14 protein-coding genes and 3 pseudogenes are annotated in these 21055 nt (G+C 44.4%); 8 read left to right on the top strand and 9 right to left on the bottom strand.

Annotated features, from left to right (window positions below; all coding sequences use genetic code 11):
- Positions 1 to 15: 15 nt before the first annotated feature.
- The 3 genes from A4V03_RS15900 to A4V03_RS15890 are packed head-to-tail and all read right to left on the bottom strand — an operon-like array spanning position 16 to position 3247.
- On the bottom strand, positions 16 to 1257 hold the full coding sequence (locus A4V03_RS15900; protein WP_065539590.1) for an ABC transporter permease: 1242 nt from the start codon (positions 1255 to 1257) through the stop codon (positions 16 to 18).
- Positions 1258 to 1261: 4 nt separating this feature from the next.
- Positions 1262 to 2521 carry an ABC transporter permease gene (locus tag A4V03_RS15895; RefSeq protein ID WP_065539589.1) on the bottom strand — a complete coding sequence of 420 codons (1260 nt, stop codon included), beginning with the start codon at positions 2519 to 2521 and terminating at the stop codon, positions 1262 to 1264.
- A 9-nt stretch (positions 2522 to 2530) separates the two neighbouring features.
- Positions 2531 to 3247, bottom strand: coding sequence for an ABC transporter ATP-binding protein (locus tag A4V03_RS15890; RefSeq protein WP_024987890.1), 717 nt, complete (start codon positions 3245 to 3247; stop codon positions 2531 to 2533).
- Between the two features lie 179 nt (positions 3248 to 3426).
- On the opposite strand from A4V03_RS15890, the gene A4V03_RS15885 reads away from it, so the two are divergent.
- Positions 3427 to 4407, top strand: coding sequence for an ROK family protein (locus A4V03_RS15885; RefSeq protein WP_065539588.1), 981 nt, complete (start codon positions 3427 to 3429; stop codon positions 4405 to 4407).
- 256 nt (positions 4408 to 4663) lie between these two features.
- Here the strand turns inward: A4V03_RS15885 and rplS are convergent, their stop codons facing one another.
- The gene (gene rplS / locus A4V03_RS15875; RefSeq protein ID WP_008026232.1) at positions 4664 to 5017 is read right to left on the bottom strand and encodes a 50S ribosomal protein L19; all 354 of its coding nucleotides are present in this window, start codon (positions 5015 to 5017) and stop codon (positions 4664 to 4666) included.
- A gap of 157 nt (positions 5018 to 5174) precedes the next feature.
- On the opposite strand from rplS, the gene A4V03_RS15870 reads away from it, so the two are divergent.
- From A4V03_RS15870 to A4V03_RS15860, 3 genes are read left to right on the top strand one after another with little or no spacing between them, the layout of a single operon-like run.
- Entirely contained in the window at positions 5175 to 5960 is a 786-nt protein-coding gene (locus A4V03_RS15870; RefSeq protein ID WP_065539586.1) for a 5'-nucleotidase C-terminal domain-containing protein, read from the top strand.
- Between the two features lie 25 nt (positions 5961 to 5985).
- Positions 5986 to 6819: a bifunctional metallophosphatase/5'-nucleotidase gene (locus A4V03_RS15865; RefSeq protein ID WP_065539585.1), complete on the top strand. Its 834-nt coding sequence runs from the start codon at positions 5986 to 5988 to the stop codon at positions 6817 to 6819.
- Complete coding sequence (locus tag A4V03_RS15860) at positions 6816 to 9827, top strand: glycoside hydrolase family 3 N-terminal domain-containing protein (RefSeq protein ID WP_065539584.1); 3012 nt, start codon at positions 6816 to 6818, stop codon at positions 9825 to 9827. The genes A4V03_RS15865 and A4V03_RS15860 overlap by 4 nt, the downstream gene beginning before the upstream one ends.
- A gap of 103 nt (positions 9828 to 9930) precedes the next feature.
- Here A4V03_RS15860 and A4V03_RS15855 read toward each other — a convergent pair whose 3' ends face one another.
- From A4V03_RS15855 to A4V03_RS15840, 5 genes and pseudogenes are all read right to left on the bottom strand, one after another.
- Entirely contained in the window at positions 9931 to 10557 is a 627-nt protein-coding gene (locus A4V03_RS15855; protein ID WP_065539583.1) for a porin family protein, read from the bottom strand.
- Between the two features lie 15 nt (positions 10558 to 10572).
- Complete coding sequence (locus A4V03_RS15850) at positions 10573 to 11208, bottom strand: DUF4136 domain-containing protein (protein ID WP_065539582.1); 636 nt, start codon at positions 11206 to 11208, stop codon at positions 10573 to 10575.
- Between the two features lie 224 nt (positions 11209 to 11432).
- Positions 11433 to 11786: a winged helix DNA-binding protein gene (locus A4V03_RS15845; protein WP_065539581.1), complete on the bottom strand. Its 354-nt coding sequence runs from the start codon at positions 11784 to 11786 to the stop codon at positions 11433 to 11435.
- Positions 11787 to 11817: 31 nt separating this feature from the next.
- Positions 11818 to 12549: pseudogene (locus A4V03_RS21700) on the bottom strand (DsrE/DsrF/DrsH-like family protein); the annotation flags it as partial.
- Between the two features lie 45 nt (positions 12550 to 12594).
- Positions 12595 to 14253, bottom strand: a pseudogene (locus A4V03_RS15840) (FAD-dependent oxidoreductase); the annotation flags it as partial.
- 661 nt (positions 14254 to 14914) lie between these two features.
- Between A4V03_RS15840 and A4V03_RS21695 the strand changes: the two are divergent.
- The 4 genes and pseudogenes from A4V03_RS21695 to A4V03_RS15825 form a co-directional block, all read left to right on the top strand.
- Positions 14915 to 15150 (top strand): annotated as a pseudogene (locus A4V03_RS21695) (response regulator); the annotation flags it as partial.
- A gap of 493 nt (positions 15151 to 15643) precedes the next feature.
- Positions 15644 to 18580 (top strand): SusC/RagA family TonB-linked outer membrane protein, encoded by a 2937-nt coding sequence (locus tag A4V03_RS15835; RefSeq protein WP_065539579.1) that lies wholly within the window; start codon positions 15644 to 15646, stop codon positions 18578 to 18580.
- 17 nt (positions 18581 to 18597) lie between these two features.
- A complete protein-coding gene (locus tag A4V03_RS15830) occupies positions 18598 to 20124 on the top strand; it encodes a RagB/SusD family nutrient uptake outer membrane protein (protein ID WP_065540466.1) in 1527 nt (508 codons plus the stop codon).
- Positions 20125 to 20142: 18 nt separating this feature from the next.
- Positions 20143 to 21045: a DUF4984 domain-containing protein gene (locus tag A4V03_RS15825; RefSeq protein ID WP_065539578.1), complete on the top strand. Its 903-nt coding sequence runs from the start codon at positions 20143 to 20145 to the stop codon at positions 21043 to 21045.
- The last annotated feature ends 10 nt before the right edge of the window (positions 21046 to 21055 follow it).

The following is a 21055-nucleotide window of genomic DNA, read 5'->3' as shown; positions in this document are numbered from 1 at the left end:
ATCCCTCGCACCTCTTTATTCGTCGCGGATAGCTTCAATCGGTTTGATAGCCATAGCCCGGTAAGCAGGTGCCAGACCTGCCAACATTCCCAATGCGATCAGAAGAGCACAAGTGCCGATTGCCAGTCCGAAGGTAATCTGAAAACAGACGTCTCCTCCGTCGGCGTTTGCTCCCATTTCTACCAGTTGCAACACCATGACGGCAAAAGAGATTCCACACATTCCTGCAATAGTGGTAAGCACCATACTTTCCGATAGAATCTGTTGCAGGATATCTTTGGGGCGTGCGCCGATTGCCCGGCGGATGCCAATTTCGGTGGTACGTTCTTTCACGGTTACCATCATAATATTAGATACGCCGATGGCACCTGCCAGCAGAGTTCCCAATCCTACCATCCAAACCAGTATGTTGATGCCGGTAAACAGATTGTCTACCATCGAGAACATTGCTTCCGCATTCAGGTACATAAGTGCTTGTTTGTCGTTAGGCGCGATATAATGCGCAGCTTTAATAATCTGCTCCATTTCCGGTTGTACGTCGGACACTTTGATGCCATGCTTCACGGTGAAGCAGATGACATCGATCCGTCCCCCTAAGTTGTACGTTTGCTGCATGGTGGTGAAGGGCAGGGTGACAGCTTCCGAAGCCCGTCCCTGTATGTTCATATCCCCTTCGGAGGAAGACATGCCGATTACCTGATAATAAATTCCGTCCACACGTATGTATTTTCCGCAAGGATCCTCTCCCGGTTTGAACAGGCTTTCATAGATACGCTTTCCGATGACACACACTTTACGCGCTTCCTGTATATCCACTTCGTTGATAAACCTGCCGTAGGCCATTTCCTGTGATTCGATGTGGAGATACTCCGGATATAATCCTTTCACGCTGCAATCGTATTTCTTATCTTCGTATACAGCTTTGGAACCCCAACGGGCAATGGAAGGAGTAATGACCTCCACATCTTTGACTTGTGAACGGAGGCGCTCGATGTCGATAGCTTCCAGATTCCACCATCTGCCTTTGCGGAAACCTTTGTAAGCTTCGCCCGTTTTCTGCGCGGCAAGGAAGCCGGAGTTGGTCGCGAATCCTTCAAAGTTCTTTTTCATCATGCCTTCCAGTCCTTGTCCGCCGCCGATCAGGGCGACGAGCATAAAGATTCCCCAGAAAACACCGAATGCAGTCAGCAGGCTTCTCGTTTTATTTCTTGTAATGGTAATGAGGATTTCCTCACAAGTATCCATATCTATTCTCATAGTCTTAATCTGCTCTAAGTGCTTCGATTGGTCGGATGCTGACTGCTTTTCGGGCAGGGAATAATCCGGCTAACGTACCAGCTATTATTAATGTGAGTGTAGCCTGTATGGCGATTCTTATATCTACTGTCGGATTCAGGAAAACAGTTTCCGTCCACATTCCGGTATCCATTGTCTGATTGCCAAAGGCGTTATTCATCCATTCGGTCACTCCGATGCCCGCCACCATACCTATATATCCGAATATCGTGGTAATGGTGACACTCTCTACGATAATCAGCCAGAGGATAGAAAGCGGCTTGGCACCCAGAGCTTTGCGGATACCGAATTCACGGGTACGTTCTTTTACGGTAATCAGCATGATGTTGGACACTCCTACAATCCCGCTTAACAGCGTAAAGATACCGATCACCCAGATAGCGATGCGTAGCATGTTCGAGCCTTGCTGCTGTTGCAAGTAGTTGGTAAACCGGTTCCAAATCCAGATAGCACTATGGTCTGTCGGGTCAAAGCGATGATTGGCCCCCAGCACCTTGCGGTAATGAGCTTCAAATGCTTCATTCGTTTCTATCGTTTCCAGGTTCTTGGTAGTCATGACAAGGTTATTCAGCTTGTCTCCTTTGTTGTAAATCGTTTGCAGGGTGGTGAAGGGGATGTAAGCATCGCTGTCTCCGCTGTCTCCTTTATCATTATACAGCCCTACTACCTGATAAACCACATTACCGGCATTGACAAACTGCCCGATAGGCTCGGTATGCGTTTTATCGAAAAGAATCTCTGCTGTCTTTTTATGGAGCACCATTACTTTCCGGCGCTCTTTAATATCAATTTCATTGATGAAACGTCCTTTGAAGAGTTTCACCACTTCTACTTCCGTATGGTTGGGATATACACCGGAAAGATTCAAACTGACGTATTCTTGTCCGAAACTTAAGTTAATGCTTCCTTGCCACACGGTTGCTCCGGCTTTAATGACATGGTCCGGAAAATAATGGCCGGTAGCATCCACGTCTTTATTATCCAGTTGCACTTGTCTTCCTTCTTTCAGTCCATCGTATGATTTGCTGGTCCATCCCGGAAAAATCTTGATGGAGTTCATGGCACGTTCGGAAGCCGATTGCTCGAATGCATGGATCAATCCGTTTCCAGCGCCTAACAGGACGATCAGCATAAAGATACCCCATGCCACAGCAAATCCTGTAAGAAAAGTCCTTAGCTTGTTACGCTTGATGGTACTGTATATTTCTTGCCAAATATCAATCATTTTTAATACTTATTTCATGAAACCGTTTTTGCCGAACGGAGAGGCATCGTGGTCGATATTATCTTCAATACGTTCGATGACTCCGTCTTTGATATGTATAATCTTGTCTGTCTGATTGGCAACTCCGCTTTCGTGGGTGACAACTACAATCGTCATTCCCAGTTTATGAAGATCTTTCAGAATTTGCATCACTTCCACGGAAGTTTTACTGTCCAAAGCTCCCGTAGGCTCATCTGCCAGAATGATTTGCGGTTGGGTGATTAAAGCCCGTGCGATTGCCACACGTTGTTTCTGACCGCCACTCATTTCGTTGGGCATGTGATGTGCCCAGTCTTTTAAACCCAGACGGTCGAGATATTCCAAGGCAAGTGCATTTCGCTTCTTGCGGCTTATCCCTTGATAAAATAAAGGAAGTGCTACATTCTCTACGGCATCTTTAAAAGAAATCAGGTTGAATGACTGGAAGATAAATCCGATCATGCGGTTCCGGTATTCGGCAGCTTTGGTTTCGCTTAAGTTTTTGATGAGTACGTTATTCAGATAATACTCTCCGGTGTCGTAGTTGTCGAGAATTCCCAATATATTGAGTAAAGTTGATTTCCCAGACCCGGATGCTCCCATGATGGAAACAAATTCTCCCTGTTCGATATTGAGATTGATACCTTTAAGCACATGGAGAGGCGCTCCGTTGTTGTAGGTCTTGTTGACATTTGTTAGTAGTATCACAATTTTCTGTATTTAGATTCTGTTTTCTAATAATTTTCTACTATTAGACGACTGCAAGACACGAAAAGTTGCAAAGAGGTTGAACTTTTTTTGAAAAACATTTTGTAGACTCAATCTTCTTTACGTAATTTGTGTGCAGTAAACTTAATGATTAACTAACCCTTTTAAATAAAAGTATCATGAATTCAAACATGGAAAAGCCCTACGTAGTAGGTATTGACATAGGCGGAACGAATACCGTCTTTGGAATTGTAGACGCACGCGGAACTATTATTGCCAGCAGTTCAATCAAAACATCTGGTTATCCTACAGTAGAAGAATACGCTGATGAAGTGTGTAAAAACCTGCTTCCATTGATTATTGCTAATGGTGGCGTTGATAAAATCAGAGGTATCGGTATCGGTGCTCCGAATGGTAACTATTACACGGGAACAATTGAATTTGCTCCGAACTTGCCTTGGAAAGGAATTCTTCCGTTGGCTGCCATGTTTGAAGAAAGACTGGGTATCCCCACTGCTTTGACAAACGATGCAAATGCTGCCGCTATCGGTGAAATGACTTATGGCGCTGCCCGTGGTATGAAAGACTTTATCATGATCACACTGGGTACCGGTGTGGGTAGTGGTATTGTTATCAACGGTCAGATGGTGTATGGACATGACGGTTTTGCAGGTGAATTAGGTCACGTGATCGCTCGTCGCGACGGTCGTATCTGCGGTTGTGGCCGTAAGGGATGTCTGGAAACTTACTGTTCGGCTACCGGTGTGGCTCGCACAGCTCGCGAATTCCTTGCCGCTCGTACGGATGCCAGCTTGCTTCGTAACATTCCTGCAGAAAACATTACTTCAAAAGATGTATATGACGCAGCTGTACAAGGGGATAAACTGGCACAGGAAATCTTCGAATTTACAGGTAATATCTTGGGTGAAGCTTTGGCGGATGCTATTGCATTCTCCAGCCCTGAAGCCATTGTATTGTTCGGTGGGTTGGCTAAATCGGGGGATTATATCATGAAACCGATTCAGAAGTCAATTGACGACAATGTGTTGAATATCTATAAAGGCAAGACGAAATTGCTCGTTTCCGAGCTGAAAGACTCCGATGCTGCTGTATTGGGTGCCAGTGCATTGGCTTGGGAACTGAAAGATTTGAAGGAATAATATATCATTATTATAATAAAGGTAATGAAGCCTCGGGAGTCTATGACTTTCGGGGCTTTGTTTTATGATTCCTTTCCGCTATTTAAAGTCATCTACGGCCTATTCGGAAAGGATTTTATTCCCATAGGTATGAGAATTTTTTCTCATAGAGGTAAAATGGTTGAGAAAATGTTTGCGGGAATGGCAGCAATAAAAAAGGGGAACTTCATTTATTATGAGGTTCCCCTTTTTTATTTCGAATCGAAAGGTCCGGCGCTTAGCCGTTAACTCTTTTTTCTTTGATTCTAGCTTTCTTACCAGTAAGAGCACGCAGGTAGTACAATTTAGCGCGACGAACTTTACCTACCTTATTCACTTCGATGCTATCAATAGCCGGTGATTCGATTGGGAAAATTCTTTCTACGCCTATAGTTCCTGACATTTTACGTACAGTAAAACGTTTCTTGTCTCCGTGACCGGCGATTTTGATAACAACACCACGGTACAACTGTACACGTTCTTTGTTACCCTCGATAATACGATATGCCACTGTTACAGTGTCTCCTGCTTTGAAGCTCGGATGCTGTTTTCCGGTAGCAAATGCTTCTTCTGCAATTTTAATTAAATCCATTGTTGTTTATTATTAAATTGTTTCATCGTTACAACGCAACATACCAAGTATCTCTTCTCTTGACAGCGATTGCGCGAAAGCGGTGCAAAGTAACGAATTATTTGCCAGATAGCCAAATGTTTTCGTATATTTGTAGCATATCTAAAAAAGAGCGAACATGAAACAGACTTATGTAAAGTATCTGATGGTGGTAGCGTTGACAGGAGGTTTTCTGTTTACTTCCTGCCGAACCGCACGCGAGAATACGGCACAGTACGAAGTAACCAAAGTAGAGGGTGGCATGATAACGATTGATTCTGTTTGGGACACCACTCCTGACGTGAAAGCTACCGAAATTTTAAAACCTTATAAGGAAAAGGTGGATGCGATGATGTATGAAGTCATCGGCACCAGTGCGATGAAAATGGACAAAGGAGGTCCCGAAAGTTTACTTTCCAATCTTGTTGCAGGTGTTTTGCAACAAGCGGCTGTTCAGGTGTTGGGGAAACCGGCTGATATGGGATTGGTAAATATGGGCGGTCTGCGTAATATCTTGCCTGAAGGAGATATCACAGTAGGAGATATTTTTGAAATTCTTCCTTTCGAGAATTCACTTTGTGTGTTGACTATGAAAGGGACAGATTTGAGACATCTGTTTGAAGCAATTGCATCTTTGCATGGCGAAGGAGTGAGCGGTGCCCGTCTCGAAATCACAAAAGACGGAAAGCTGCTGAATGCATTTATTGCCGGAAAACCGCTAAAAGATGACCAGCTTTATACAGTAGCTACTATCGACTATCTGGCAGACGGAAACGGACAGATGGATGCTTTCCTGCAGGCAGAAAAGAGAGTCTGTCCCGAAAATGCTACCTTGCGCGGACTATTTCTTGATTATGTACGCAAACAGACAGCCGAAGGCAAAGTGATTACCTCCAAACTGGACGGACGTATTACCATAAAATAAAAAGGAGAATCTAAAAATATTGAATATGAAAAGATTTCAGATATTATTCCTGCTATGTCTTGCATTGGGCTTCACTTTTTCAATCTTTGCGCAGGAAACCAAAGAAGTGATCATTTTACAAACCAGCGATGTGCATAGCCGTATCGAACCTGTCAATCAGAAAGGCGACCGATATTATGACAAAGGTGGTTTTGTCCGCCGGGCTGCTTTTCTCGAACAGTTCCGCAAAGATCATAAGAATGTATTGCTTTTCGATTGCGGAGATATTTCTCAGGGAACACCTTATTATAATATGTTCCGCGGAGAGGTAGAAATCAAACTGATGAATGAAATGGGTTATGACGCAATGACGGTCGGTAATCATGAGTTTGATTTCGATATGGATAATATGGTCCGCATTTTCAAGATGGCTGATTTCCCGGTTGTTTGTGCCAATTACAATCTGGATGCTACGGTGTTAAAAGATATAGTCAAGCCCTACGTCGTTCTGGAGAAATATGGTTTGAGAATTGGTGTGTTCGGTCTCGGAACCCAGCCGGAAGGAATGATTCAGGCCAATAAATGCGAAGGAGTCGTTTATGAAGATCCTATCCGTGTATCCAACGAGATAGCTACCTTGTTGAAAGAGGAAGAAGGCTGTGATCTGGTCGTATGCCTGTCTCATCTGGGCATTCAGATGGATGAACATCTGGTTGCCAGAACACACAATATCGACGTGATTCTGGGCGGACACTCCCATACGTTTATGGAAGGTCCCAAAACATACTTGAATATGGACGGAAAAGAGGTGCCTGTCATGCACACTGGAAAAAGTGGTGTTCGTGTAGGCCGTCTTGATTTTACATTGAAACATAAATGAAGATAATTCCCTTAATAGTAACGTTTTTATTTCTTATTGCGGCCGGCACAGTTTCGAGTCCGGCGCAGAATGCTACCACCGTTGAACCTTTGCTGGTGTACAAAGCCCTTCAGGAAAAGAACTGCCGGCACTGGGTTGATTCGGTGATGGATAAACTTTCTTTTAAAGAAAAAGTAGGTCAGTTATTCATCTATACCATTGCTCCGGTAGACACTAAACAAAACCTGGATCTGCTGCGCGAAGTCATCGACACTTATAAAGTAGGCGGCCTTCTCTTTTCCGGTGGGAAGATGCAAAAACAGGTTGAACTGACGAACCGTGCGCAGCGACAAGCTAAAGTCCCTTTGATGATTACCTTTGATGGAGAATGGGGATTGTCTATGCGCTTGCACGGTACGCCTGTCTTCCCGCGAAATATGGTGCTGGGATGTATCCGCGACAACAGGTTGCTTTATGAGTACGGACGTGAAGTTGCCCGCCAATGCCGGCAGATTGGAGTACAGGTAAACTTTGCTCCCGTGGCGGATGTGAATATAAACCCTAAAAATCCCGTCATCAATACCCGTTCTTTTGGCGAAGATCCGAAACAGGTGGCAAATAAGGTAGTTGCTTATGCTTCCGGTTTGGAAGGTGGCGGGGTGTTATCTGTATGCAAGCACTTTCCCGGACACGGGGATACCGATGTCGATTCGCATAAAGCGCTTCCCATACTTCCTTTTACCCGCGAGCGTCTGGATAGTGTGGAACTTTATCCTTTTAAAGAGGCCATCCGTGCCGGACTGGGCGGTATGATGGTGGGGCATCTGCAAGTTCCTGTGATTGAACCTATTGGCGGGCTTCCGTCTTCTTTGTCTCGTAATGTTGTGTATGATTTGCTGACCGATGAACTGGCGTTCAAAGGGCTGATATTTACCGACGCGCTTGCCATGAAAGGTGTGGCAGGAAATGGAAATGTCAGTTTGCAGGCTTTGAAAGCAGGTAATGATATGATACTGTCTCCCCGCAACCTGAAGTACGAGATATCGGCCGTACTGGCTGCTGTTGAAAAAGGAGAACTAAGCCGTGAAGAGATTGAAAACAAATGCCGCAAAGTCTTGACTTATAAATATGTGTTGGGACTTAAGAAGAAATCGTATGTACAATTATCCGGTTTGGAACAACGCATTAACAGTCCGCAGACACGTGACCTGATTCGTCGGTTGAATTTAGCGGCAATAACCGTTTTGAATAACAAGAATCATATCCTCCCTCTACATGCAGATAAGGAACAGAAGATTGCACTGCTCGAAGTGGGAAATCCCGGGAAAACTGATGTGTTGGCCAAACAGCTTTCCCGTTATACCTCTTTGACCCGCTTTTGCCTTCGCGCTAATCAGACAGAAGAGCAAAACCGACGGTTGCGTGATTCTCTGTCTGCCTATAAACGAATCATTGTAGCCATTAGCGAACAGCGGCTGGCTTCTTATCAGCCTTTCTTTGCGAAGTTTGCTCCTCAAAGTCCGGCTATTTATCTGTTCTTCACTCCCGGGAAGATGATGTTGCAGATTCAGCGGGCTGTGTCTCATGCTTCGGCGGTCGTGTTGGGACATAGTTATAATGTAGACGTGCAGCGTCAGGTCGCAGATGTGTTATTTGCCAAGGCATCCGCAGACGGACAGTTGTCGGCAAGCTTGGGAAAATTGTTTCCAACGGGTGCAGGGGTGATTATTACTCCCAAGACACCGTTGCATTTCGTGCCGGAAGAATATGGGTTTTCTTCCATTCATCTGAAGCGCATCGATTCTATCGCATTAGACGGTATTCGCCAGGGGGCTTATCCCGGTTGCCAGGTGGTAGTGTTGAAAAACGGTCATATCATGTTCGACAAATCTTTCGGTACTTATGCGGGTAAAGGAAGTCCGCGTGTCGAATCTACCAGTATCTACGATTTAGCTTCCCTATCAAAGACGACGGGCACTTTGCTTGCCATCATGAAACTCTACGATAAGGGACGTTTCAATCTGACAGATAAGATTTCAGATCATTTACCGTTTTTGCAACATACCGATAAGAAAGATATAACGATTCAGGAAATCCTGTACCATCAGTCCGGTTTACCTTCCTGGATTCCTTTCTACCAAGAAGCCATTGATAAAGATAGTTATGACGGAAGATTGTTCAGCGCACGCAAAGATGCCCAGCATCCGTTACAGTTGGGAACGGTTTCATGGGCGAATCCGAAGTTCAAATTCAAAAGTGAATACGTCTCTCCCGTCAAGACCGGTGATTACACTGTTCAAATCTGCGATAGCTTGTGGCTAAACCGTTCCTTCCGGAAGGTGGTGGAAGAGAAAATAATAGAAGTTCCGTTAAGGCAGAAACGCTATGTATATAGTGATGTCGGATTCATTCTGTTGGGTATGTTGGTAGAACGACTGGCAGGTATGCCTATGGAAGCCTATCTGCAACATGAGTTTTACGAACCGATGGGGTTGGAGCATACAGGCTACTTGCCTTTACGCCGTTTTGCCAAATCGGAAATTATTCCTTCCAACAAAGACCGTTTTTTGCGTAAAGAGACCTTGCAGGGATTTGTGCATGATGAGGCTTCCGCTTTCTTTGGCGGGTTGGCAGGTAATGCCGGACTTTTCTCTACAGCCCGTGAGGTAGCCTGCGTTTATCAGATGTTGCTGAATGGAGGAGAAATAGACGGTCGACGCTATCTAAGTAAAGAAACCTGCCAGTTGTTTACTACGGAAACATCGAAGATCAGTCGACGTGGATTAGGCTTCGACAAACCGGATGCTGATGATCCGAAGAAAGGAAATTGTGCTCCTTCCGCACCTGTCGGAGTGTACGGTCATACCGGATTTACCGGTACATGTGCATGGGCAGACCCGGTGAATGAACTGGTTTATGTATTTCTCAGCAACCGGATTTATCCGGACGTAACCAATCGAAAATTGAATCAATTGCACATTCGTGAGCGGATACAGGGAGCTATTTACGATGCGATGCAGAACAAATAGGAAAGATGATCCGTATTTAAAAAAGAAAGTAAAAGGTGGATGTATAAACAAGCCACCTTTTACTTTGTTATTAATGTAATATTATGATAGTTACCGTTTCTTTTTAGAACGATACACCCACGCGGAAGCCGAGGTTACTCAATCCGTCTACATTGTAATGCAGTACGTCAGCCTTGTTGGTACCGTAGCTGTAGTATAAAGCAACGTGTAGTCCTGGTCCGTAAGCCCATGGGAATATATTGAAACCGATTTCCGGAGAAGCATAGAATCCCCAACTGTTTTCTCTTGCTTCCAGCATGCTGAAATTAGAGCGGATTTTAGCATATTCAGCACCTAGTTTAGCACTGATGTAAGGTTGGAAAGTTCCACCGCGGTTCCATTGGTAACGTGCGGCAGCACCGAAAGGCAATTGGAAAATGGTATGTTGCTGATCGGTAGTGACTTCGCCATTACCCATTTGGAAAGTTTGGCGACCTACATATTCGTGATTACTGTGATAGTTGAGGAAAAGACCCAAACCGATGTTAGGGGTCACGAAATAACCACCTTCGACGTTCATCCCCCAACCGCTTGCTTTATCAGCAAAATTGTTACTTAGCGGAGCGTTGAACTGCCAGTCGATATTCGCATATCCATTGTCTGATAGCTGTGCCTTAGCCGGCATAGCGAAGGCGATGGCAATAGCCGCTAAGGCTACTACCTTGAGGTATATGTTTTTTATTGTTTTCATAACAGTTGTAGTTGTTTATTTGTTAGTAAGATAAGGTGACTGTGTAAATGACTGGTTGACAGCTTCTATCGCAAGAGTACGGTTGATCTCTTTGGAACCGGTTTCAAATCCGGTGAGATAACTTGTCCATACAATAGGTAGTTTTTTATTGTCTCCTTGTTCGGCTTTCAAGTTCACCATTTCTGTCAGGAAGGAGTTGGTGCTATAACTATATGTTACTGCATACGGGTAGTACCATCCACCGCCCCAGTTGCCACCCCAGTAGTCAGGTCCCCAATAACCGGGATATCCCCACCACCACTCAGGTCGTGTGTAGCTGGTGAAATAGTAAGTGCTTTCGATGTAACTTACTTGGATGCCAAGATCTGCGTTTTCCCGGTCGGCTGCTGCTTGGTAACCTCTGGCTACCATATTGTCTGTATAGGCGGCCAGAATTTGTGCTGCGCCTTCACCTTCGAGATATTCCGGCTCTTTGCTATCGTTGATGACCAGAATCTGTGGTGCCAGGTAGAATGTAGGAACTTTGAAATCGGCTTTCTTGTCGTAGTTAGTGTATACCAGATAGTTGTCATCCAGTTTACTCATGTCCGGATCTTTTTCGCATGAAGTGAGTGCAAAGACCGCCAATAAAATAGGAATTAATTTCTTCATATCTTTTATAATGTTTAGGTTATATAAAATCATGCCCAGGTACCTTGAGCTTTTGATACAAGTAACAAGAAATGTCGGAAAAAGGTTCGCTTGGAGATTGATTTTGCCGGAGAATTAACATCTCTCTTTGTGACAACGGAAAGAAAAACGGCGGGCACTCTGCCCTATGTATAGGGAGTTTGCCCACCGTTTGTTATCTACAGATATTTATTTGAAAAATCCGTTTATCGAAACAAGGGTTTTAGCAGATTCGGTATTTCTACCTTATCAAGTTCCAGTTCGGTTACCCGTTGTTTACCCAATTGAGTCAGATGGAAATACATCTGCCTCCGGTCTTCACTTCCGAGTGATCGGACGATTAGTCCTTTTTCTTCTAGTATCCGCAGCATTTTGGATGTGTGTGAGGGGCTTAGTTCGGTTTGTTTAGACAGGTTGGTAGCCGTCACTTTGTCCGAAGCCTCTTTAAGGGCACACAATATCATTGCTTCATTAAGCGTTATCTGGTACATTTTTTCAAATGCTGTTTCAAAGTTTCCCATTGCTTTGAATACATCACGCATTGCACATATTGTTTTCATACACTATTTAAATATTTCATTTGTTCATTTTTTAAATAAATAGATTGACGTTTGCGTTATCCGCCCGTTCCATATATGTTGCTACACCGCCAATGCTCACCTCGTCCAGAAGCTCTTCTTGTTTGACTCCCATCACGTCCATTGACATCTGGCAAGCAATAAATTCCACACCGTTTTCCAGCGCTTGCTGGCGCAGGGATTCCAGTGAGTCAATCCCTTTTTGGTTCATGATATACCGCATCATTTTTCCGCCTATTCCGCCCATACTCATCTTAGAAAGTTTCAGTTTTTTAGAGCTGGAAGGTAGCATCATGCCAAACATTTTTCCGAAAATATCCTTTTCAGTTTCCGGTTTGTGCAACTTCTTGATAACGTTCAGTCCCCAGAACGTAAAGAAGATGGTGACTTTTTGTCCCGTAGCTGCTGCGCCGTTTGCTAGTACAAAAGTGGCCAAAGCTTTATCCAAATCATCACTAAACATGATAAAGGTTTTTCCTTTGCCCTCACATGAAGTAACAATATTGCACGATTTTGGTTCTCCTTTTTCTATGACAACAATAGATTTTCCTCCGGAGCTGTCTTTCGAAATCAGTTGATTGCCCGTCGAACTGCACCATGCGGCAGCGTCACGCGGAAATCCCGGATCGGTTGAGGTGATTTCTACCCGTTCGCCTGACACCAGTGTATCCATTGTTTTCTTCATTTTCAAAATCGGGCCGGGACATTGTAACCCGCAAGCATCTACCCGAACTGTTTTAGCGGGGCTTGCAAGGGCATCGGCGGTGACGGTAGCCGTGACACCATTTTCTTCGTGTATGATAATCGGAGCAGTGGCAGCTCGATAAGTTTTCAGCCCTCCCGAGAGATTACGCACCTTGTCAAATCCATGCTGGGTCAATATCCGGTAGGCAAGATAGCCTCGTAGCCCGACAGCACAGAAGGTATAAATCATTTTATCTTTCGGCAGTTCGGCCAGCCGGTCACGAAGTTCATCCAGCGGAATATTCACGGCACCCGGTAAGCTGCCTAAAGAATATTCGTCCGGAGTGCGGACATCCAGAAGGAACTTATTTTCCATTTCGATATCCCGTAACTCTCTCCAATATACCGGATTGGTTTTGCCGGTAATGATGTCTTCCGCTACATATCCTGCCAGTGCTACCGGATCTTTGGCCGAAGAGAACGGAGGAGCATACGCTTGTTCCACTTTCATCAGGTCGTAGATCGTTCCCTCGTGTTTGATGACAAGCGCGAGTTCGTCAATCCGTTTGTCCACTCCGTCGTAACCGACGATTTGCCCGCCGTACAATCTTCCCGTCTTTTTGTCGAAAGTGATTTTGATACTCATCGGCATGGCATCCGGATAGTAGCCGGCATGAGAGGCGGGATGGATGGTAGATGACATATAATCTATCTCTTCCTGACGCAGACGCTTGCCGGGTAAACCGGTTGAAGCAACGGTCATGTCGAAAACTTTTGCAATTGAAGTGCCGATAGAACCCTCGTAAGGTATTTTTGCCCCGAGAACGTTGTCTGCAACGATGCGTCCTTGACGGTTGGCAGGTCCGGCAAGATAGTTGAGCCAGGGTTTTCCGGTGATCGGATGGCGGAACTCGATTGCGTCACCGATGGCATAAATCGATTTATCAGACGTTTGCAGGTAATCATTCACGGCAATACCTCCTGCGGGACCGATAGTCAGTTCGGCAGCTCGTGCCAGACTGGTTTCCGGGCGTACTCCGATCGACAGGATAACGATATCGGCAGAAATGGACTGACCATTCTTGAACGTTACTTTCAATCCCTTTCCGTCCCGGCTAAAAGAGGCGACAGCTTGTTCCAGATAAAGATTGACTCCTTTATCCATCAAGTGCTGGTGAACGAGCGATGCCATCGAGAAGTCGATAGGAGTCATCACTTGGTTGCCCATTTCCACAATCGATACTTTTGCTCCCTGTGCATGTAAGTTTTCCGCCATCTCCAGACCGATAAATCCGGCTCCTACGATAACGGCTTTTCGCGGAGTGTGGTTCCTGATATATTCTTTGATCCGATCCGTGTCGGTGACATTCCTTAGTGTGAAGATTCCACTAAGGTCGATTCCCGGAAGAGGAGGACGTACCGGGGAGGCTCCGGTGGAGATGACTAATTTATCGTAGCTCTCCTCATAAGTGTCTTCATTGCTTTGCCGGATGGTCACTGTCTTTCTTTTCCGGTCAATGAAAATCGCTTCGTTTTCTGTACGTACATCCACACGGAAGCGTGTAGAGAAGGCTTCGGGCGTTTGCACGAACAATTTATCCCGTTCCTCTATCACTCCTCCTATATAATAAGGAAGACCGCAATTGGCGTATGATATATACTTTCCTTTTTCCAAAAGGATAATTTCTGCTGTTTCATCTACTCGTCTGATTCGGGCAGCAGTGGTGGCTCCTCCTGCAACTCCCCCTATAATAATTATTTTCATCTTTTTTATAGTGTAAATAGTTTCCTATGGAAATAACAAACAGTGTCGAAGAAATGTTCATGGATTCAGATAAAAAAATATATTTGCGCATCCTGTTTTCCATTCTTCTATATTAGAGCCTGTTTAAATTCTCTTCAGTCATAATATTATAGCTCTTACCCCAGCTTTTCTTGTCGCGTCCGTCTGTAGTTGGCGGAAGGGGTATTAACAGTTGCGCTCTTGGCTATTAATAGAAAACTTCCCGCCCATTAAGTATAAAGTTCCTTCGGACAGGAAGGAAACTTTCTTTTCATTCGATGCAAACTATAAACACAAGCTTTGATTATATAATTGCAAGCTTTGTTTTTATAATCAAAGCCTTTGTTTTTATAAACGAAGCTTGCGTTTATAGATTACGGTTAATGAAAAATAAGTTTACATGCTGATAATAAGAAGTTTACAGTTAATGAAAGAGAACTTTTCTATTAATGAATGAAAAGTGGGTTATTAAGAGCCTGCTCCGAGTTTTGCCCGACACAGTTTTGAGAGTTGCTTTCGAGTATATTTTCTGTTGTTGTGAGCAGCATGACGGAGACTATGTGACGAATAAAAACTGGTCGGTAAAGCCTATCTAACATAATCTCAGGAAAATTTAAACAGGCTCTTAATGTAGACAAATTGTTTGAATAAAATTTTTATTATTGATGATGAAGTCCAGATTCACAGCTTTTGAACTCTTATACTGGAACTTGGGGTTATGAAGTGTGTCAGGCAGGTGAATGAAGAACTGCTGTCAAATAACTGGAAATTCAATCGCCTGACGTAGATTTATGCGATGTTTTTCTCCCCGACGGAGTGCAAGCCATACATAATAGTAAGCAGAGTAAACAGAATTTTGTGGAAGTCAGATGTTTGTCTTTCAATAAAGAACTGCTCGAAAGCAAGATGTTCGGACATAATTATCCAAACAATGCAGTCTTTTATTGTAATTTTTTATATATGATATTGGCGTTTTTAGTATAATTAATATTTTGTTCAATATGACATAAATAAGTCTAATTTTATAATATTATAGCTGGTGAATATATGTTTTTTTCTGTTGTATTTGTGTGCTTTGTTTCGTTTTGACGCTTTGTCTTGTATGATATAAATTAATCAAATGGCTATATGTATTTATTTTTTATTTATAGAGGTTTGTGCTTGATAATATTGATTATATTTGCAAAATATTATGCAATATATCGTATTAAATGATAATTAAATTCAATAACAGAAAAATGTTACCTATTATTTGGAAAAATATTAAAAAACGTGATGACTTTTCTTCTTTTTCAGAACTATCATTAAAAGACATGTATATACACGAAATAAATTAATTTCAATTAAAATCAATAATAGTTTAAAGACAAAAATGAGAAAGTTTATTCTTTGGTTTGTCTTTCTTGCAGTGCTGACTGCCCAATCTCTCCATGCACAAGATTTCCTGGTAAAGGGTAAGGTCATTTCCCATGAGGATAATGAACCATTGATTGGCGTGTCAGTATTACAAGAAGGAAGTACCAATGGTATAGTTACTGATATCTACGGTAACTATACTCTTGAAATTAAAGGTACGGCAAAAGCCACATTAATTTTTTCTTATATCGGTATGCAGTCGCAAAAGCATGAAGTCAACGCCAGAACAGGTACGTTGAACGTTGTGCTCGAATCGGATGCAGAACTGATAGATGAAGTAGTGGTAGTAGCCTACGGTACTCGTAAGAAAGGAACCATTGCCGGTTCCGTAGCTACCGTGAAAGCAGAAAAGATGGAAAATGTTCCGGCAGCAGGTTTCGACCAATCGCTGCAAGGACAGACGCCCGGACTCCAGGTCATCTCCAATTCCGGAGAGCCCAGCAAGGCGGCAGTTTTCCAGATTCGCGGTACGAACTCTATCAATTCGGGAACATCTCCACTGTTTATTCTTGACGGAGTCCCTATCTCCAGTTCAGACTTCAACACCATCAGCCCGGGGGATATTGAATCTATCTCCGTGCTGAAAGATGCATCGTCCACCTCTATCTACGGAGCACGTGCGGCCAACGGTGTGGTAGTGATTACAACCAAACGAGGACTGTCTATCGACAAAGCAAAAGTCACCTTACGTGCGCAGTATGGTATTTCTCAACTCGCATCTGATGATAAATGGATGCTGATGGATACTCCCGAACGTATCCGCTTTGAGCAGGAAATCGGAATAGATAAAGGAAAGGATTATGAACTGCTCTCGCGCACCAATGTCAACTGGTTGAACGAAGTATTCAACGACAGCGCACCGTTGCAGAGCTACGAACTCTCGGTTAACCGTGCCACCGATCGTCTGAACTACTATGTTTCGGGCGGATTCTTCGATCAGGAAGGTATTGCACAAAGTTCCAATTTCCGCCGTTTCAACATGCGTGCCAATGCTGAAGTAAAAGCAAGCAACTGGCTCAAGGTAGGTACTAGCACGATGACCACTTACGAAGAAGTGCAGCAGGCGGAAGAAGGTGCTATGGCACTCTATACACCGATTGCCGGCTCACGTTTCATGCTCCCCTATTGGAATCCCTACAATGAAGACGGCTCGCTAGCTTCTGAAAATAACGGGACATGGACGGGAACGGGACAAAACCCGATTGAATGGATGGCTAATAATCCCGTGCAATATAAGAAATATAAATTATTGTCTACCGTATTTGCCGATATTACGCCAGTTAAAAACCTGACCATCCATACTCAGTTTGGTGTAGACTATACACATTCGACAGCCTTCATGCAGTCTTTCCCTAGCTATATCATCAACAACGAATCGGGTTCTGCCGGTCGCAGTTCGTCGGACATCCTCAGTTTGAGCGAAACCACCACGGCAAACTACCGTTGGGCACTGAACGACAACCATTCATTCAACTTCATGCTGGGACAAGAAGCAGTAAACTATCAGTCTACAGGTTTCCAGGCAATCGCAGTAGGGCAAGCACACGATATGCTCACAACTCTAAGTTCCGGTACGCGCGCTACCAGTTGGGTAGACAACAATAGTTCCTATTACTATCTGTCGTTCTTCTTCCGTGGCGAATACAATTTTAAGGACTTATATTATGCCGAAGCGGCAGTACGTACAGATGCTTCTTCGCGTTTTGGTAAACAGAACCGTTGGGGGGGCTTTTGGTCGCTTGGCTTCATGTGGAACATCAAGAACGAAGCGTTCCTGAAAGATGTTAAATGGTTATCGGGCGCACAAATAGCTCTGAGCACTGGTACGTCCGGTAACTCGGAAATACCTAACTACGACCATCTTGCATTGGTATCAGGAGGTCCCAACTATCTTGGGCAAGCCGGAATCTATCCTATGCAAAGCGGTAATTCGACTTTGGGTTGGGAACAGACATGGACCAACAACGTCGGCCTACGCTTGAGCTTTATCAACCGTATCGGTCTGGATGTTGACTTCTACCACAAGAAGACGACCAATATACTGATGCTCGTACCGCAATCATACGCATTGACTGGTGAGAAGAACCGTTGGGAAAACATAGGAGCAATGGTGAACCGAGGTGTAGAAATCTCAGCTAATGCAGACATTATCCGTACGAAAGACTTCACCTGGAACGTTAGTGCCAACGTTTCTTACAACAAGAATAAATTGGTGGAACTCTACAATGGCGTGACGGAGTATGTGCAATCTACCACCGGACTTAAGTTCGTTGTAGGACATCCCGTACACGAGTTCTTCCTCAATCGCTATGCCGGAGTGAACCCCGCCAACGGCGACGCTCTGTGGTACACAAAAGACGGCGAACTGACCACCGAATTCCGCGAAGAAGACAAAGTAATGACAGGTAAAACCTTCGATTCTCCTTGGGCAGGCGGTTTTGGGACAAGCCTTGCATGGAAAGGGCTTTCATTGTCGGCACAGTTCAGCTGGATGGCGAACCGCTGGGTGATGAACAACGACCGTTTCTTCGAAGAGAGTAACGGATTGTACAGTTCCTACAACCAGTCCAAACGACTTCTGTACGACAGATGGAAAAAACCGGGAGACGTCACAGACATCCCGCGCTATGGCGTAGTAGCACAACTTGATGATCGTTTCCTTGAAAACGCATCGTTCCTTCGTCTGAAAAATCTAACATTAGCTTACGTATTGCCGCAGGCATGGTTCAAGAAAAGTAATTTCTTCTCTTCCGCCCGCATCTACCTGCAAGGGCAGAACTTGCTGACCTTCACCGGATTCAAAGGGCTCGATCCTGAAGTGGCAAGCAATATCTATCGAGCACAATACCCAGCTTCGCGTCAGTTTACGTTAGGTGTTGAAGTTTCATTCTAAATATGATAGTAACAAAAATGATAAGTAAATTCAAATTATATATTACATCGGTTGCGCTGGCACTCTGTTGTGTATCTTGTCTGGACAAATTTCCCGAAGACTCGATACCCTTTGACAAGGCAATCCAGACGGTAAAGGACGTAGACCTCGCAGTAATCGGCATCTACGACGCATTCAAGAGCAGTGCCCTTTATTCGGGCAATCTTACCTTGTTGCCCGACTTGCAAACCGACTTTGTATATGGAGTAAATGGAAATACAAACGTGTACGGGGATATCTGGCGGTGGAAGAACATCCTCGCCACTAATACAGACATTGAGGCCGTCTACGGTTCGCTCTATATGGTTATCAACCGTTGCAACTTTCTGCTCGACAGAGTGGACAATGTAAGAAAGAACGTCACCAATGATGAACAACTGGACAAACTCGACCAATGTTGTGGTGAAGCCTATTTTGCCCGTGCATTAGCTTACTCCGAATTGGTGAAACTCTTCTGCAAAGCCTACGAAAGCGATGAAGACGCTGCCCAACAGTTGGGGGTCATCCTGACCTGTCATTATGGCGGTAACGAAAAGATGAAGCGCGCTTCGCTGAAAGATTCGTATGACTTTATCCTCGAAGACCTTGATCGTGCCGAAGAGCTGTTGAAAATAGAGGAGGACTATCCTGGAAATTTGTATGACGACAACCACTCTCCCTACTTCAATGAATATACTGTTCACGCCTTGCGTGCGCGTGTATCATTATATATGAAGAACTGGGATGATGCCATCAAATATTCGACTAAAGTCATCGAAAGCAACAGATACCGTCTGTCGAGCTGCACCAATGCGATTACAAACGGTGTGAGCCACTACAAATATATGTGGACCAACGATTTCTCAACAGAGACCATTTGGCAAGTAGGATTCACCGTCACCTCCTATGGTGGTGCCTTAGGACGTATCTTTGCCAACTACGACTATGTGAGCCTCCGCCCGGACTACGTGCCTGCCGAATGGGTTATCAACCTATATGATAACAACGACCTGCGCGTGACTACGTTCTTCCAGAACCAGACAACAAGCTACGGTCTCACCTGGCCCTTGCTGATCAAATATTTCGGTAACGAAAGTTTTATAGAGAACCGCATCCTCCACGTATGTATGCCCAAAGTCTTCCGCCTGTCGGAACAATACCTGATTCGTGCAGAAGCCTATGTGCAGAAAGAGCAGCCCGAATATGGCAAAGCGGGAACGGACATCTCTACACTTCGCCTGGCACGCTATTCAACCTACGGAAGCGGTACTACTCCCATGAACAAGGACAATGCGATGGACATCATCGAGCAGGAACGTGTGAAAGAACTCTACATGGAAGGTTTCCGCTTGCACGACCTGAAACGCTGGCACAAAGGATTCGAACGCAAGCCACAGGCACAATCGTTGGAAAACGGCAGCAGCCTGAAGGTGGAAAAAGACGATGTAATGTTTGTATGGCCCATCCCACAACACGAACTGGATGCTCCTGGCTCGATAGTGGAACCAAATGAAAGTAACAAATAAGATTAAAAACATACGATAATGAAAAAACTAATCATCGGATGCATGGCGGGAATAGCTGCCATCATCAGTTTTGTCGGATGTGAACAGGACAAAGCGCTTTATAGCGGTCCGAATTATCTGATGTTTTCCGATACAATCTATCAGTATGCCGTTCAGGAAACCAACGAGATATTCGAAATTCCCGTTTCGGCTACCAAAGCTGTTGATTACGACCGCAACCTTGCTGTGGAAATCATAGATAAGGAAAGTAATGCAGTAGAAGGCAAACATTACCGATTGCTTTCGAACACCGTTACCATCAAGGCCGGTGAAATGGCTGCCAATGTAAAAGTGCAAGGTATCTATGAGAATATTGAAATCACCGACTCATTGGGATTTGCATTGCACCTGATTATACCCGAGTCTGAACAATGGGATCTTTATACCACCAAAGCAAAGGTAGTCATGCAGAAGTCGTGTCCGTTTGATATTCACAACTTTACGGGCTACTGCCGCGTCACTTCCACATTCCTTTCTTCAGACTATATGCAAAATGTTGGCATACGTCTGATTACTTCGGATGTAGTAGAAGGAGAAGAGAACACGATAGTGTTGCACGGACTTTACTTTGACGGTTACGACACCAAAATCAAGTTCGACCGCAAAGATATCCTCCGTCCGTTGATAGATATGGACAAGCACGTATGCGGACTTACCAGCGAGCCGTTCGGAACCATCCACGGAGACGGAAATCTGCGGTTGAGCCAGTCGGCAAACTATACATCCTACTACAGCAGTTGCCAGGACTTCATTTTCCAATACGTCACGCTGAGCGTAGACAATAAAGACGGCTCCGAATATGGCGTAGTAGGCACTTACATCAATCTCATCGAGTGGATTAGTGAGGCGGAAGCGGAAAAACTAAAAGAACAAGGTTATTAAAACATTAAAA

The sequence above is a fragment of the Bacteroides caecimuris genome (genome assembly GCF_001688725.2).
Taxonomy (GTDB): Bacteria; Bacteroidota; Bacteroidia; order Bacteroidales; family Bacteroidaceae; genus Bacteroides; species Bacteroides caecimuris.
The sequence above is the reverse complement of the archived record's forward strand: the minus strand, read 5'-3'. Positions and strand labels throughout refer to the sequence as shown.

Bases quoted from the DNA above. Each gene is read 5' to 3' on its own strand.
- A4V03_RS15900 (WP_065539590.1), bottom strand. From the start codon at position 1,257: ATGAGAATAGATATGGATACTTGTGAGGAAATCCTCATTACCATTACA.
- A4V03_RS15895 (WP_065539589.1), bottom strand. From the start codon at position 2,521: ATGATTGATATTTGGCAAGAAATATACAGTACCATCAAGCGTAACAAG.
- A4V03_RS15885 (WP_065539588.1), top strand. From the start codon at position 3,427: ATGAATTCAAACATGGAAAAGCCCTACGTAGTAGGTATTGACATAGGC.
- rplS (WP_008026232.1), bottom strand. From the start codon at position 5,017: ATGGATTTAATTAAAATTGCAGAAGAAGCATTTGCTACCGGAAAACAG.
- A4V03_RS15870 (WP_065539586.1), top strand. From the start codon at position 5,175: ATGAAACAGACTTATGTAAAGTATCTGATGGTGGTAGCGTTGACAGGA.
- A4V03_RS15865 (WP_065539585.1), top strand. From the start codon at position 5,986: ATGAAAAGATTTCAGATATTATTCCTGCTATGTCTTGCATTGGGCTTC.
- A4V03_RS15860 (WP_065539584.1), top strand. From the start codon at position 6,816: ATGAAGATAATTCCCTTAATAGTAACGTTTTTATTTCTTATTGCGGCC.
- A4V03_RS15855 (WP_065539583.1), bottom strand. From the start codon at position 10,557: ATGAAAACAATAAAAAACATATACCTCAAGGTAGTAGCCTTAGCGGCT.
- A4V03_RS15850 (WP_065539582.1), bottom strand. From the start codon at position 11,208: ATGAAGAAATTAATTCCTATTTTATTGGCGGTCTTTGCACTCACTTCA.
- A4V03_RS15845 (WP_065539581.1), bottom strand. From the start codon at position 11,786: ATGAAAACAATATGTGCAATGCGTGATGTATTCAAAGCAATGGGAAAC.
- A4V03_RS15835 (WP_065539579.1), top strand. From the start codon at position 15,644: ATGAGAAAGTTTATTCTTTGGTTTGTCTTTCTTGCAGTGCTGACTGCC.
- A4V03_RS15830 (WP_065540466.1), top strand. From the start codon at position 18,598: ATGATAAGTAAATTCAAATTATATATTACATCGGTTGCGCTGGCACTC.
- A4V03_RS15825 (WP_065539578.1), top strand. From the start codon at position 20,143: ATGAAAAAACTAATCATCGGATGCATGGCGGGAATAGCTGCCATCATC.